We start from the raw sequence: 14,552 nt of genomic DNA, 5'->3' as shown, positions 1-14,552 counted from the left end.
CTTGGGTAATTTTTGTGAATGCATCTTCGCCATTAACTGCTTTAGTAATCTTATAGTTTTGCAGATAAAGATGGTTGACCAAAACCTGAAGATTTACTGGTTCATCATCTACAATCAAGATTTTCAAGGCTTTCATAGTTGGTGGTGATAAGTTCTGATCAGACATCAGGTGATCAGACATCAGGTGATCAGATATCAGGTGATCAGATATCAGGTGATCAGACATCAGGTGATCAGATATCAGGTGATCAGATATCAGGTGATCAGACATCAGGTAATCAGATATCAGGTGATCAGATATCAAGTGTTCAGAGTCACTTGCCATCGCCAAATAATTCTGAACCTGGGAAACTTCCTCTCGCTGTTTCCTCTCTACTTTACCCTTTGATATCGGTAGAGTGAAACTAAACCGTGAGCCAAGGTTTGGCGTAGACTCCACATCAATATTTCCGCCGTGGAGCTGCACCAGTTTTTTAGTAACAGCTAAACCTAACCCCACTCCTCCATATTTCCTATTAATGGAGCCATTCCCTTGTTCAAAAGCTTCAAAAATTCGGTCTACTTTATCAGGTGGGATACCAATCCCTGTATCATAAACGGTAATTTTAAGATAAGAATTGACCACCTCTGCTGATACTTTAATGGTACCACGTTCAGTAAATTTAATGGCATTACCCACCAAATTATAGAGAATCTGTTGGAGTCGGTTTTCATCAGCATCCACAGGGGGACTCGATGAGGAAACTTGATTAATCAGTTGTAGGTTTTTATTACCCACAAGGGGACGGGATAGCAATAAAACAACTTCTGTGATTTCTCGCATCCCCACTGGCTTGATTCTCAGGTTGATTTGTTTATGCTTGAGGGCAGAAAAATCCAGTAAATCGTTAACAAGCTGAGTTAACCGTTTGCCACTAGAGACAATCAGAGAAAGATTAGATGCTGTTGACTGGGATAACTCACCTGTTGCTCCATCAATCAGAGATTCAGCGATGCCGATAATGCCATTCAGAGGTGTTTTCAGTTCATGAGATGTATTAGCTAAGAATTCATTTTTGAGCTGATCCATTTCCTGAAGAGCAGCATTCTTGGTTTCTAGTTTCTGGTTATATTCCTTTAGCAGTCGCCTGGTTTCAGCAAATCGTCGTTCTAAAATTAATCCTAAGGATAGGATAAAAAGCAACATTCCCCAAGGATAGAATCGCTGATACCAATTTTCCGGTTCAAAGCGATAAACTAAAATATCATGCATTGCTGTTATAGCCAGGATAGATAATCCTAAACTAAATATTTTCGCATAATAGTTTCTCTTATTAATAGCTATAGGAATAGCATGGATCAATAAAATTATTGTACTAGCCAGGAGCAGGTAGTGATCAATATATATCTCATACAACCAGGAACTGTTGTAGATAAAAATTAATCCTAAAGAAATTACGGAATAAATTATGTGAATTTGCCATAACCGCTGGATGATGGAAAAATACCCTGAACCAAATATTTGTTCAAAACCAATCAGGCTCAGAATAGGAAGAAAACAAAAAGCCGTATATCGACTATACTCCCAATTCATTGAATCCTTAAATAATAAGGGAACAATGGTTGATTGGCTAAGGTTGTAAATGCCACCAGCTATGGCTAATAATGCAAAGGCTAGAATCAATCGTTTATCTTGAGACCGGAATAGACAGGTTAAACTAAACCACAGCCCAATTAAAATAAAAATGCAGCCTAAAATAGTGCTTATTTCGTCTTTGAATAAACACCGAATTACGTTAAATTTAGAACCAATAACTATCCGGTCGAAAAAACCGATGTAAATAGACTGATCACCACCGACATAAACATTAATGAACAATGATTTGCCGGAAAAATTTGAATCAAGAGGAACAATTGGCCATTGATACCCTTCACCATGACCTGGAGGCAATGAGTTAGGGGATAATCGGGTATAAATCAGTTGCTCATCTAAATAAGCTTCTAGTATATTCGGAACTGCTCCGAGATAAAGAGTGGGAGATTGCAATTTACCCTCTGGTAACCTAACCCCTAACCAAACATTGTTTTGCTGTTGATCTTGCGGTGACTTCCATAGTCTTTCTGGAAACGTAAATTCTTTCCAGCAAGGGTCGCCGTTGGAAATCTCGAGCTTAGGACAAAGCTTGGCATTATGGAGGTTATTGATAGAAACATCACCCCAGAGATAGTGCCATCCTTGGGTAATCTCCAATCGCGGCAAGGTTTTAGTTGCCTGAGATTGTGCTTGACTAGGTGCTATGGTTAATAGGCTAATCAGTACTGATATCAAAAAAGCACCCAAACACAAGGGGATTTGGGCACGTTTCCAACTAAACATACGTTTCACTGGTATCTCCTGGAGGGGCTATGGGTCACACCCCCCTCTACTAGTTTAAGTTGGATTTTGGAGCTTGGAAACTGTTTGTTAAACTTTGCTTAGCTCCTGGCATCGGTTAAGTTAGGCAACGAGACTGTAGGAGCTATCTCCGGTAACCCACCAATAGTCAGGGACTAATCAGTGTTTTAATATCTACTTTCTGAACAGTCTCTGATTATTCGGCGTTGCTTAATAATGGAATGATTTTAAGACTTTTGTGGAACGGGCATCTTGGTGGAACGGGCATCTTGGTGGAACGGGCATCTTGGTGGAACGGGCATCTTGGTGGAACGGGCATCTTGGTGGAACGGGCATCTTGGTGGAACTGGCATCTTGCCAGTTTCAATATATTCCCAGGCGGGCAGGATGCCCACTCTACTCCTATTCAAAAGAAGATTCACCAACGCCGATTGTTCAATGTTCAAATACATCTCGATAGTGCAACAAATCGAGAGATACCATAGTCGGTAACGCCTCAAAGCACTGTTGAGCTAATTCCCACCGGTCTTCCCGTTCCAGCATATTGATCAGTTTTTGCCGCACATTTAACAAGTAGCGTACATCATTAGCAGCGTATTCCAACTGCTCATCGGAGAGGTTAGCGACATTACCCCAGTCAGAACTCTGAGCACTTTTATCCAAATCTATCCGTTCTAGCTCTTTGACCAATTCTTTGAGACCATGGCTACTAGTATAGGTGCGGGCTAACTTACTAGCAATCTTGGTGCAGAATACAGGATTGACTTCAATACCGAGATTTTGCCTGAGCATAGCGACATCAAACCGAGCAAAGTGAAACACTTTGAGCACATTAGTCGCTTCTAACAACTGTTTTAATCGGGGTGCTTCTGTTTGTCCTTTGTCAATGCGGACAAAGGTGACTCGTCCTTGTGGATCACACAGCTGTACAAGACATAAGCGATCGCGTTGGTAAATCAGTCCCATGGTTTCCGTATCCACGGCGAGGGAATCTGCCCTTAGATACTCTTGGCATATAGATTCGGGTAAATCGCGATCGCAAACTTGAAAATCCTTCAATTCTTCAATTACAGTTGTGTTGGTCATTGGTTCAAAGGTTATAGGTTGTAGGTTCTAGAAGTTTGTTGGATGGGATAATGTTTGATGCGATAGTATTGATGCGATAGTATTGTTAGGGATAACTCCCAGGATTTGGTTTATTCGATGCTCCTATGGGGTACCGTTTCTGTTCCCATGATCAGAAGGTCTACGGCATAGTTATTCGTTAAGATGACAGTAACCACTGAGACTAACCACTACCGGTAGTGTTAGTTAGTAGTGTCAGTTAGTAGTGTCAGTTAGTAGTTTTAGTTATCGCTGTAAAGCGATGTTATAGCACCATAACTAGCAAATAAATCACAGTGGTTACTAGAGTTAACCACCCTTGATAAAAACTTGGGTTAATTCCACAGCAAAGATCAGCATTCCCAAACTAATCTTGAGCAATGGTGTTGGCATGAGCAGGCTGGCTAAAAGCTGGGCTCTAATTTCTAGGAATTACTGTATCGTAGTTTACAATTTACCCTTGACAGTCCACATTTCCTATGTATTTTTTATTTTCTTAATCTTTCGAGGTCTGAGCTGACATAAATTTAGCAACAGTTTGCACATCCTTATCACCGCGACCGGAACAGTTAATCACGATCTGGGGATTACCACTTAGTTGGGGACATAGAGTTTCGAGATATGCGATCGCATGAGATGTTTCCAGTGCCGGTATAATTCCCTCCAGCTGAGACAAGCGTTGAAACGCAGCCACCGCTTCTTTGTCTGTAACACTATAATACTCTGCCCGACTGCTATCCTTCAAATAGCTATGCTCTGGACCAACACCAGGATAGTCCAATCCAGCACTAATCGAGTGAGCTTCGAGCACCTGACCATCCTGATCTTGGAGCAAATAACTCATTGCCCCGTGCAACACTCCTGGTCGTCCCTTAGTTAGAGTAGCCGCATGTTTAGCAGAATCTACACCAGCGCCTGCTGCTTCTACTCCAATCAGCCGCACAGAGGGTTCATTAACAAACTCATGGAACAGGCCCATGGCATTGGAGCCACCTCCGACACAAGCTAACAAAATATCCGGCAAACCGCCCCACTTTTCCAAGCATTGAGCGCGAGTTTCCTGGCCAATCACAGCATGGAAATCCCGTACCATTTTTGGGTAAGGATGAGGACCTGCCACTGACCCAAGGATATAGTGAGTAGTTTCCACATTTGTCACCCAATCTCGAATCGCTTCCGAGGTAGCATCCTTGAGAGTACCAGTCCCAGCCGATACCGGTTGCACCGTTGCTCCCAGTAGCCGCATCCGAAACACATTCAGGGATTGCCGTTCCATGTCCTGAACGCCCATATAAATGACGCATTCGAGACCAAATCGAGCACATACTGTTGCGGTAGCCACACCATGCTGACCCGCTCCCGTTTCAGCAATGATGCGCCGCTTACCCATGCGCTGGGCTAGCAATACCTGAGCCAGAGCATTATTAATCTTGTGAGCACCGGTGTGATTTAAATCTTCCCGTTTTAAATAAATCCGTGGTCCACTACCATCAGATTTGGTATAGTAGTTACTCAGACGTTCAGCAAAATACAGAGGACTAGGACGTCCCACATAGTCTCGCAGCAGTTGTTGTAGTTCCTGTTGGAAATCCGGGTCATTACGGTATTGCTCAAAAGACTGCTCTAGTTCACTTAGAGCAGGCATCAAGGTTTCTGGAACATACTTGCCACCAAATTTACCAAAACGTCCCAAAGCGTCCGGTTGTTGGGTCGCTTGGTCCCTCTGGTCGCCGATACTAAGGGGTAGGGGGGTTTTAGTCACAGCGGTGTCAAACAATTATAGAACGAACATCTCGAATATATATTATAAAACCCAAAATGCTTTACCACCAGTCTTCTAGCATTTTGTATCAACACTAACAATTATTTTCGAGCTAATGTAGAAAAGTAATGACCATAATTACCAAGCCGGTGCCTTAGCAGCTTACCATGAATGAACCAACTGATCAACAAATTAACAATCACTCCAATTCCGTAGAGGCAGATGTTCAACCAAAGGTCAGTGTCGAAGAATTCAGTATTAGTGGTAATGACCTGATTGACAAAGTTAAAGACCTAATTAATCAGGGGAATATTCGCCGAATTATGATCAAAAATGAGCAGGATCGGATTTTGTTGGAGATTCCGCTAACTTTTGGCGTATTAGGAGGAGTTACTGCTATTTTCTTGGCTCCTTGGTTACTCCCCCTGGGAGCGATCGGGGCATTGGCGGCTCGATTGAAAGTAGTGGTAGAACGAAAGGAATAGCAGTCTAGATATCTACGAGATCTACCCTAACCCCTAAACAGGTATGGGACATCCTAGAGAAAGATTGCCCGCGATCGCTAAAAATATCTTAAGATATACTTAAGATATACCTTGAGCGGTCAACTTTGAGTGATCAGCTTTGAGTGATCAGCTTTGAGTGATCAGCTTTGAGTGATCAGCTTTGAGTGATCAGCAGTCAGCCAAAAGCCTATAAGTCACCCTGGACAACTAAACTAATTATGCCAGTGTGACTTACATAATCATGGGTTTCTTGCTCTGTAGCTGGGCGGTTAAGAGAGCCCCTGAGGTGCTGAACTGGTGGCTTGAAAAAATAAAATTAGTTAAACCAACTTAATTAAATAAACCTGAGCAAAACTGCCTAATCCTAGCATCAAGCCGACTCTCAAAGCTATCAGTTCTGAAAACTATCAGTAAGTAATGATTCAATAATCTCCGGGACTGGATGAGTGATTGGTATCACTGGGTTTGACCAGGGGCTGGTAAAGGACAGCAATTGACATCATTCAAGCAAACTTTGCCCCACTTTAAGGCCCAACGAACCAAACCAACCCGGTTATCAGTGCAGGTTTTGGTCAGAATGTTACTGATATGATTATCAACAGTGCGCTTACTGATTGCCAGCTCCTGGGCGATCTCGAGATTGGTTAAACCAGCCGCTACATGTTCGATGATTTGCAATTCGCGGTAAGACAGAGTTGCGGGAGTCTGGGATTTACCACTAGCCATAAGTAATTTTTCTCTAGTAGATATACCTATCTTATCTAATTTTACCGCCAATGGTGACCCGCTTCACTTAATTTGCCATGGGGAAATTAAGTGATTATCAATAAACAGGACAAGGAGGAGTTGGGGAAAGGGGAGTGGGAGGAGTGTGGGAAGTGTGGGAAGTGTGGGGAGTCAGATGAGCAACTGGCGTCGAAACTTCTGAAATTAACATCAATGGAGAGCAACTAATGGAAGGTCTTAGTAATTTTATTAACCAGAGAATGGAAGAGTGGAAAGTCCCAGGGCTGGCTGTCGCTATTGTTCACGATAGCGAGATCATCTTTTGTGAAGGCTTTGGTTTTAGGAATGTAGAAAAAGGCTTAAAAGTAACCTCTAAAACCATCTTTCCGATTGGGTCTTGCACTAAAGCGTTTACCACAATGGCTATGGGCATCTTGGCTCAGCGACGAAAATTAGATTGGGATAAACCAGTTAGACATTATCTGCCCACGTTTAAACTATACGATTCCTATGCTAGTGAACACATGACTCTCCGTGACCTGGTCACTCATCGTTCTGGCTTACCCGAGCATTTGTTCATGTGGTATAACAGTTCTTTGACTCGTAAAGAAATAGTTGAGCGCTTACAGTATCTCGAACCTAATCATGAATTGCGGAGTGTCTATCAGTATCAAAATTTGATGTACATGACGGCTGGCTACTTAGTCGGTCAAATTGCCGAGAGCAGCTGGGAAGAATTTGTTCAGCAGGAAATTTTTAATCCCTTGTCGATGGCAGACAGCAATTTTTCCGTTGTCAAATCCCAGGAGACTGACGATTTTTCCCTTCCTTATCGAGAGAAAGATGACGTAGTTAAAGCCATCCCATTTCGCAATATCGACGCCATGGGTCCTTCTGGCTCTATTAATTCCAATGTTACTGATATGGCGAAGTGGCTTCTACTCCATCAAAACCAGGGAAACTATGAGGATAAGCAGATTATCAACCCTGGTATTCTGACTCAGATGTATACACCACAAATCGTGATACCGTTATCCCTTGAGTATCCGGAAATCTGGCATTACTCTTATGGATTAGGATGGTACCTCACTGCCTACCGAGGTCATAATCACGTTCAGCATGGGGGTTATATTGACGGATTTTATGCCCTGACAACGTTGATGCCTCAAGATAAAATTGGTGTGGTAGTTCTCACCAATCTCGAAGTAAACCCATTGCGAGAAATTATAACTTATCACATTTGCGATCGCTTGCTCGGTCTCGACGAAGTTCCTTGGAATGAAAGGATTAAGAGTAAGCTTGAGGAAGCTAAACAAGCTGCTGAACAAGGCAAACAGAACACCAAACCACAGCCTAAAACTGGCACTCAACCATCACATCCCCTAGAAGATTACACAGGAGATTTTGAGCATCCCGGATACGGAATAGTTTCCATTGCGATCAAAGATCAGCAGTTAACGGCAACTCATAATTCAATTGTTTATGAACTAAAGCACTACCACTATGATAGTTTTGAATTACTATCAGAGGGTTCTGATAATTTTCAACTATTATCATTTTTTAATGACCCCAAAGGAACTATTCAGAGACTGTCCATACCTCTAGAACCGACGGTGAAGGATATTGTATTTGAACGAATCCCTGACCAAAGCATTTTAACCACTAGTTTTATGGAAAAATTTGTGGGTGACTATGACATTTATGGTCAATCATCTATAACTATCTTGATCAAAGATAATAAACTATTTTTGTCATTAGCTGGTCAGCCAGAGATAGAGTTAGTTCGTTACCAAGGAACCGAATTTTATTTTAAGGATGTACCAGGATATAGTATTAACTTCACTACCGATAATGCTGGGGTTGTGACTCAAGCAGTGATTACTCAACCCAATGGCGTATTCACGGCTAATAAAAAAGTGTCTACCTAAGCTATAGGAAAGGGAGTAGGGAGTAGGGAGTAGGGAGTAGGGAGTAGGGAGTAGGGAGTAGGGAGTAGGGAGTAGGGAGTAGGTAGAATGAAATTGTCTGTACCTCATAAGTACCAGAAATGGTATATATGTATAATAAACCTCTTACAAAATTAGTTTTCTGATCGTGTTTCCGTCAATTCTTGTCCACTGTTCCCTGTTCCCTGTTCCCTGTTCCCTGTTCCCTATTCCCGACTTCTGCAAGAAGTCTAATGACTAATTTCTTGAATTCAAACCTTCCATCTACTCAACCCCTACCTAAGGTAATTGCTAATCACATTGCTACAGCACCTAACCAGCGAATTACCTTTGCCCAGTACATGGACTTAGCACTATACCATCCACAGCTAGGTTACTACGCCAGTGGTGCAGTTAACATTGGTTCATCAGGAGACTTTTTCACCTCACCCCACCTAGGAAAAGACTTCGGGGAGTTACTTGCTGAACAGTTTGCCCAAATGTGGGATATCCTCGGACAACCTAATCCCTTTACTCTGATGGAAATGGGAGCAGGACAGGGACTCCTAGCAGCAGATGTTCTAGTTTACTTGCACCAGCACTACCCAGATTGCTATGGTGCCGTAAATTACATCATTGTGGAAAAGGCAACAGCAATGATTGCTCAACAGAAGCAGCTGTTGTTGAAACTCAACCTACCTAGACTGGACAATGACCAGCCCTCGTTACCTGTGCGGTGGTGTTCTTGGGAAGAAATAGAAGACAATTCCGTGACTGGTTGCTGTTTCTCTAACGAATTGGTTGATGCGTTACCGGTACATCAAGTTGTGCTGCAAGCAGGAGATCTCAAAGAAATCTATATCGGAACCGTTGATCAGGATGACATTAAGTTTGTAGAAGTTTTAGATACCCCTTCTACACCCCAACTGAGAGAGTATTTTGATTTGGTAGGTATTGATTTGTTCTCTGGTTCCTATCCAGAGGGCTATCGCTCTGAGGTGAATCTAGCAGCACTGGATTGGATTAAAACTGTTGCGAAACGGTTAAACCAGGGGTTTCTCCTAACCATTGATTATGGCTATCCAGCCCAAAAGTATTATTTGCCAGCCCGTGATCAGGGAACATTACAGTGTTATTATCGCCACCGCCACCATAATAACCCCTATAGTTATATCGGCGAACAAGACATTACGGCTCATGTGGATTTTACTGCCCTAGAGCGACAAGGAGAGTTATGTGGTTTGGGTAAAGTAGGTTTCACCAAGCAAGGGTTGTTTCTAATGGCATTGGGATTAGGCGATCGCATAGCTGCCCTTTCTGATCCTAGAGAAAGGGGAAATGCGAAAGCAACAGCACAGGATGTGATCAACATTATGCAGCGTCGCCAACGGTTACACCAGTTGATCGATCCCACCGGATTGGGTGGCTTTGGGGTTTTAATTCAAAGTAAGGGGTTAACCCCATCAGCAGAAGGGGTGGCTCTTAAAGGGTTGACCGTACCACCGATCAGCTAATAGCGCTGGGAGCGGGGAATAGGGAAAGAGAGGGGAGTGTGGGGAGATGGGGAGATGGGGAGATGGGGAAATGGGGAGATGGGGAGATGGGGAAATGGGGAGATGGGGAGATTTTTATTAAGGGTAATTATCGGTTCTTGTAGTAATAAGGTAAACAATATTTTTTCCCAATTCCCTACTCCCTACTCCCTACTCCCTACTCCCTACTCCCTACTCCCTACTCCCTACTCCCTACTCCCTACTCCCTACTCCCTAAAATTCAAAATCCTATTTATCACAAAAAATTCACACTTGTTTTAGATAGTGTATTTGTTGAATCTTGGCTAGAGGCGATTCATGCACCAATCGCCTCGTTCCTTATATTTAGGCTAATTTTCAGTAAACTCATTCCACCGAGTAATCAGATTAGAAAATTTTTTCTGGATGAATAAACTGGTAACCTGCATCAATTATTTTTTTATTTGACACTCGGGCATTGTAAGGTCGGGCTTTAGTAACGGATGAATCCCAGGATACGGGGGGTAAGTTGTGCTGTTTAAATACTTTTTCAAGCAAGTCTTGATAAGTCAGTATTTGGTCATCTACTAGGTTATAAATCCCTTGAAGTTGGTGAGAACGGACAAATTCTATTGCACCAACTATGTCATCTAGATGAATCCAATTGGTGACTTCTTGACCCGAACCCTCACGAGTAGTACCTGCGAATCGACCAAATATTTTGAGTAGTTCCCGCTTCGGACCATAAATTCCTCCCAGACGCAGGATACAAACCTTCAGATTAGGATTGGATGCTGATAGTAATACCTGCTCAGTTTCTGCCAGAATTTCATAATTGGGACTAGGGGGAGCAATCGGTGATGTTTCGTCTACCCAGCCTGCCTCTCGATCACCGTAGACAGCATAGCTTCCCGTGTAAATTAGCTGTCGTACCCTAGGAGTGGTTTTGAGCACAGAAACTAAGGTTTGGGCTGTGTCTAAGTAGGCTTCTTGATAGACCTTGCCATTGGCAGCACCCACAGACAAAAGAATAATCTCCTGGTTTTTCACTACCGATTCGAGACCAATAGGGTCGTTTCCTTTAACCACAACGACTCGGTCAGCAATTGTTTCTAGTTCTGGGACACGCTCAGGGGTAGTAGTGGTTACTGTAGTTGATAACCCTAACTCTTGATGCCAAAGGTGAGCAACGGCACTACCAACGTATCCACAACCAATGATTGCTACATTCATCGCTCGATTGAGTTTTATTTTTTAAAATTCGATTATTATAAAAAATCTTACCTTCGCGCAAGCTTTACCCGGGTGTATCTCAATGCATGAAATTAGGCAAAAATTCCGGCGAAAATTCCCGCGCCCGGGCCCCACACTCCCCACACTCCCCGCGCCCGGGCCCCACACTCCCCGCGCCCGGGCCCCACACTCCCCACACTTGCGATCTTTTTTACAAATATGAGATGCACCCTACCCCTTGGGTCTTTCCTTGAAAACCCCGTCTTTTTCAAGGGGGGATGAAACGTGAGCGTGTGGGGAGGTTTTAACCGCCGTGGATAGTTTTCTTGACATCTGGGACTAATTGCGTTAAAATCATCCTGGATTACAATAAAGTTTTAACAAGAGTAGGAAAGAAAAATTTAGCAAGTAACAAAAGTTAAAAAAAAATAAGTTAATAAACTAATAAAGTAATAAACCAACAAATTAAACCAATAATTTCAAACAATAATTTAAAAATAAGTTAAAAAAACAATAAGTTATTGCCCAAATCCTTCGTCCGTAGAGTAAAGTAAAAAGTATCGCCAGAGATAGGGTACTGCGTAATCCTTGCCTAACAATTTGGTCACCTAGGTCGGCTTAGAAGCAAACAACTAGTTAGCTATCAAAAGCCGTTTTGAGAAACAAGTTACAGCAGGGAATGCAGAAAACTGGGTCAATAAGACCTAAAACCCTTCGGTAGATTTGCCCTCTAGCTTGGTTGGTATAAACCCGTCAGGTTATGGCGAGTCGATCAACCTAGAATCTCCGTCCGTTTAGAGCGGAAAATGTCAAGATAGAAAAGTTTAGCTATCAGCAAGCCCCAGGTCTATATGGCTCGCTACAATCGTTCCATTAAAATCACTATTTCCCTTGATCGTCTTCTACCGTTACTGATTGAGGTTCTAAAATCCTGCCATTTTGAGATTCTCTACGAGAGTGATGACTATATAATGGCAAGAGAGAGTCCGGATAATATATCCTTTACCAAGCTGGTTACAGTGGACGTATTGATTGACAAATCGAAAGCCACTGAGCAACAAGTGCCCATAAATTTTGTGGTCAAAAATGAAGAGTTACCTCTACAGGTTAATAACCATTGTCGGCAAATGTTTGAGCTACTTCAAGAGGCAGTTAATAACAATCCCGATTGGCAAATTGTGGAGGAGCTAGCTAGTTAACAAGTAAGCAATCAGCAATCAGCAATTAGCAATCAGCAATTAGCAATCAGCAATCAGCTATCAGCAATCAGCTATCAGCAATCAGCAATCAGCTATCAGCAATTAGCAATCAGCTATCAGCTATCAGCTATCAGCTATCAGCTATTGAATAGCTTTTGAATAAAATGAGGTTTATTTTAAGCACCTCAAGTAGCCTGGCCATTCCCGTAGCGTGGCCAACGGCTGACCGCTGACCGCTGACCGCTGACCACCTAGCTAGTTAACAATAGTTTTAAAAACATCTTCTCCATTGTAGCTCGCTACCAGCTGCATTTTTAAAGGACCAGCTGTGTAGGCAGTTTCTTGGGCAATAGCTTTGACATTAAGGGGTTGACTATACTGCTCCAGCTGCTCAATAAAGTTGGTTAGGGTGGTCAGCCGACCATCTCCGACTTGGATATCACCCAAAATCCCAGCGCGACGAGCACGGAACTCAGAGGCTGCCAACAACTGATCGAGCCGCTTGCGAATTTGCTCATTGGTCATAGTTGAGGGATTAGTCGAGATGGTAGCAAGCACATCACCCCCCTTAAAGACAACCTGATTGAGGGCTGCATCTGCAAATACTTGTATTGGTTTTTCCCCCTCAACGTAGTTACCCGCTGAGAGAATTCGCACCACGTAGTCTCTACCATCTTTAATCTGCTGGATTAACTGATCTACTTGTGCTTGAGTAATTTGCACCAGTGGCTCTTGGGAATTACTGCTACTAGCACGGGTAATGTCTACGGCTGTCTTATTGGCTTGGCTCAACAGTTGATCAACGGCTTGATTTACAGCTGTTGGATCGACAATTCGTACTACTCCAGAGGTGAGTACCTGACCACGAAATAAAGCAACATTTCCCTGACGCAGTACTCGATAATTCTGATAGTACTGTTCTAGAATTGCTAGTTCCCGTTTTAAAAAAGCCAGTTGTTTTTCTTGTGATTCAAGTTGTTGATTACGTTCAGCCAGTTGACTCTCCTTTTGTTTAAGTTGTTGTTCAAGTTCTTTAAGTTCTTGTTCGAGTTCTTTTAGGAAAGTTTCACGCTGAGCAATGACTTGATCTCGTTCAGCAATTTTCTGGTCAAATTGTTTTATAGCTTGGTCTTTCTCAGCCAGATCCTGCTCCCGATCCTGGATCGTTTGGTCTTGTTTGAGGATAGCTTGGTCTCGCTCTTGGATAGCTTGGTCTCGCTCCAGCATTTCCTGATCCCGTTTCTTCACCAATTCTTTTAATTGAGTGATTTGGCTTTGGAGTTGGGTAATTTGTTCATTGAGTTGATTCCGCTGTTGGATTAGCAGCTGACGTTCCCTTAGGAGTGATTTAATTTCAGTACGCAGCACCCCAACCTGAGCAGAGACATCTTTCAGTTGATTTTGAGCCTGTTGGAAATTTCGATTGGTTTCATCCAAACGCTTCTGAACCTCTATTTGCTCTGCTCTGGCGTCCTCTAACTGCCGCTCTACTCTATCTTTCTCATCCTCTAATTGGCTGACCTCCCGGCGAGCACTTCTAAGTTTTTTGAGGATATTATCAAGCTCAAAAATCCCATCCCGTAGAGACTCACTGGTGGCAAACAAAATCCCCAAGGTCGAGGCGGAAATTAAGCCACCGGTGATAATTGTTACTACCGTGGCAGTAGTACGGGGACGTAGATTAAATAAACTCAGCCGTGCTTTTCCTACTCGTGTACCCATGCGATCGCCTAAGGTAGCGAGTAACCCCCCCAACACCAAAATTGAGGCAATCAGGATATAAGCGCTGGTCATCTAAAGCCTCACGGGACAGTGGAAACTACTATTATTTATGTTATTTATGTTATTTATGTGGTTATTTATCTGGTGAAGGAAACGCGAGGAGGCGATTTTAACTGTTGTCAAAGTACTACAATAATAGTTATACAAAAAAAAACATTCGGTTGGCTGGGACTCCCAGTAGTGGGAGCTTCCACTGAAAAGACAATCAATCGAAATTATTGATTGGCTACAGCCACGTAGTCTAGTTTTAGCCCCTACAAGCAAAGGCTTTAAGGCTAGTGAATTAAACCACATACTTAACCTCAACCCCCACCACCGTGAGAGAGTAGCGGTAATTGGCACTGCCTGATGGACTGCAAGCTTATTGGTGTTACGGCAGGTTAAGTTGATGTGATTGTTTCGAGCAATGGCTAACATTTGTTAGTTAACT

12 protein-coding genes are annotated in these 14,552 nt (G+C 42.8%); 6 read left to right on the top strand and 6 right to left on the bottom strand.

The annotated features are described in order from the left end of the window. The coding region (locus F6K57_RS19650) for an ATP-binding protein (RefSeq protein WP_293070066.1) at window positions 1–2,356 on the bottom strand (2,356 nt) is incomplete at its 3' end. Between the two features lie 239 nt (window positions 2,357–2,595). Between F6K57_RS19650 and F6K57_RS19645 the strand changes: the two genes are divergently transcribed. Beyond that, window positions 2,596–2,859: a hypothetical protein gene (locus F6K57_RS19645; RefSeq protein ID WP_293070064.1), complete on the top strand. Its 264-nt coding sequence runs from the start codon at window positions 2,596–2,598 to the stop codon at window positions 2,857–2,859. Here F6K57_RS19645 and F6K57_RS19640 read toward each other — a convergent pair. Both F6K57_RS19640 and trpB read right to left on the bottom strand, forming a co-directional pair. Further along, window positions 2,810–3,460, bottom strand: a complete 651-nt coding sequence (locus tag F6K57_RS19640; protein WP_293070062.1) for a ribonuclease H-like domain-containing protein — start codon at window positions 3,458–3,460, stop codon at window positions 2,810–2,812. The two genes, F6K57_RS19645 and F6K57_RS19640, sit on opposite strands and share 50 nt — an antisense overlap. Before the next feature lie 514 nt (window positions 3,461–3,974). Further along, window positions 3,975–5,240 (bottom strand): tryptophan synthase subunit beta, encoded by a 1,266-nt coding sequence (trpB, locus tag F6K57_RS19635; protein ID WP_293024999.1) that lies wholly within the window; start codon window positions 5,238–5,240, stop codon window positions 3,975–3,977. A 167-nt stretch (window positions 5,241–5,407) separates the two neighbouring features. Here trpB and F6K57_RS19630 point away from each other — a divergent pair, with 167 nt between their 5' ends. Beyond that, window positions 5,408–5,725, top strand: a complete 318-nt coding sequence (locus tag F6K57_RS19630; RefSeq protein WP_293070060.1) for a DUF4342 domain-containing protein — start codon at window positions 5,408–5,410, stop codon at window positions 5,723–5,725. Between the two features lie 477 nt (window positions 5,726–6,202). Here the strand turns inward: F6K57_RS19630 and F6K57_RS19625 are convergent, their stop codons facing one another. Next, window positions 6,203–6,472 (bottom strand): LuxR C-terminal-related transcriptional regulator, encoded by a 270-nt coding sequence (locus tag F6K57_RS19625; RefSeq protein ID WP_293025003.1) that lies wholly within the window; start codon window positions 6,470–6,472, stop codon window positions 6,203–6,205. 227 nt (window positions 6,473–6,699) lie between these two features. Here F6K57_RS19625 and F6K57_RS19620 point away from each other — a divergent pair, with 227 nt between their 5' ends. The 3 genes from F6K57_RS19620 to F6K57_RS19610 all read left to right on the top strand — a co-directional run bounded on the left by F6K57_RS19620 (window position 6,700) and on the right by F6K57_RS19610 (window position 10,211). Continuing rightward, window positions 6,700–8,400, top strand: a complete 1,701-nt coding sequence (locus tag F6K57_RS19620; protein WP_293070058.1) for a serine hydrolase — start codon at window positions 6,700–6,702, stop codon at window positions 8,398–8,400. A gap of 251 nt (window positions 8,401–8,651) precedes the next feature. Then, the gene (locus F6K57_RS19615; protein ID WP_293025007.1) at window positions 8,652–9,911 is read left to right on the top strand and encodes a class I SAM-dependent methyltransferase; all 1,260 of its coding nucleotides are present in this window, start codon (window positions 8,652–8,654) and stop codon (window positions 9,909–9,911) included. 54 nt (window positions 9,912–9,965) lie between these two features. Continuing rightward, a complete protein-coding gene (locus F6K57_RS19610; RefSeq protein WP_293070056.1) occupies window positions 9,966–10,211 on the top strand; it encodes a hypothetical protein in 246 nt (81 codons plus the stop codon). Between the two features lie 105 nt (window positions 10,212–10,316). Here the strand turns inward: F6K57_RS19610 and F6K57_RS19605 are convergent, their stop codons facing one another. After that, window positions 10,317–11,141 (bottom strand): NAD-dependent epimerase/dehydratase family protein, encoded by an 825-nt coding sequence (locus F6K57_RS19605; protein WP_293070054.1) that lies wholly within the window; start codon window positions 11,139–11,141, stop codon window positions 10,317–10,319. Between the two features lie 851 nt (window positions 11,142–11,992). On the opposite strand from F6K57_RS19605, the gene F6K57_RS19600 reads away from it, so the two are divergent. Next, complete coding sequence (locus F6K57_RS19600) at window positions 11,993–12,340, top strand: hypothetical protein (protein WP_293025011.1); 348 nt, start codon at window positions 11,993–11,995, stop codon at window positions 12,338–12,340. A 255-nt stretch (window positions 12,341–12,595) separates the two neighbouring features. On the opposite strand, the gene F6K57_RS19595 is transcribed toward F6K57_RS19600, so the two are convergent. Then, on the bottom strand, window positions 12,596–14,134 hold the full coding sequence (locus tag F6K57_RS19595) for a DUF3084 domain-containing protein (protein WP_293045623.1): 1,539 nt from the start codon (window positions 14,132–14,134) through the stop codon (window positions 12,596–12,598). Between the last annotated feature and the right edge of the window lie 418 nt (window positions 14,135–14,552).

It is taken from the genome of Moorena sp. SIO4A5 (genome assembly GCF_010672005.1).
Taxonomy (GTDB): Bacteria; Cyanobacteriota; Cyanobacteriia; order Cyanobacteriales; family Coleofasciculaceae; genus Moorena.
The sequence above is the reverse complement of the archived record's forward strand: the minus strand, read 5'-3'. Positions and strand labels throughout refer to the sequence as shown.

Excerpts from the sequence above, each read along its gene's own strand:
- F6K57_RS19645 (WP_293070064.1), top strand. The coding sequence starts at position 2,596 with ATGATTTTAAGACTTTTGTGGAACGGGCATCTTGGTGGAACGGGCATC.
- F6K57_RS19640 (WP_293070062.1), bottom strand. The coding sequence starts at position 3,460 with ATGACCAACACAACTGTAATTGAAGAATTGAAGGATTTTCAAGTTTGC.
- F6K57_RS19630 (WP_293070060.1), top strand. The coding sequence starts at position 5,408 with ATGAATGAACCAACTGATCAACAAATTAACAATCACTCCAATTCCGTA.
- F6K57_RS19615 (WP_293025007.1), top strand. The coding sequence starts at position 8,652 with ATGACTAATTTCTTGAATTCAAACCTTCCATCTACTCAACCCCTACCT.
- F6K57_RS19595 (WP_293045623.1), bottom strand. The coding sequence starts at position 14,134 with ATGACCAGCGCTTATATCCTGATTGCCTCAATTTTGGTGTTGGGGGGG.
- F6K57_RS19610 (WP_293070056.1), top strand. The coding sequence starts at position 9,966 with ATGGGGAGATGGGGAAATGGGGAGATGGGGAGATGGGGAAATGGGGAG.
- F6K57_RS19605 (WP_293070054.1), bottom strand. The coding sequence starts at position 11,141 with ATGAATGTAGCAATCATTGGTTGTGGATACGTTGGTAGTGCCGTTGCT.
- F6K57_RS19625 (WP_293025003.1), bottom strand. The coding sequence starts at position 6,472 with ATGGCTAGTGGTAAATCCCAGACTCCCGCAACTCTGTCTTACCGCGAA.
- F6K57_RS19620 (WP_293070058.1), top strand. The coding sequence starts at position 6,700 with ATGGAAGGTCTTAGTAATTTTATTAACCAGAGAATGGAAGAGTGGAAA.
- F6K57_RS19600 (WP_293025011.1), top strand. The coding sequence starts at position 11,993 with ATGGCTCGCTACAATCGTTCCATTAAAATCACTATTTCCCTTGATCGT.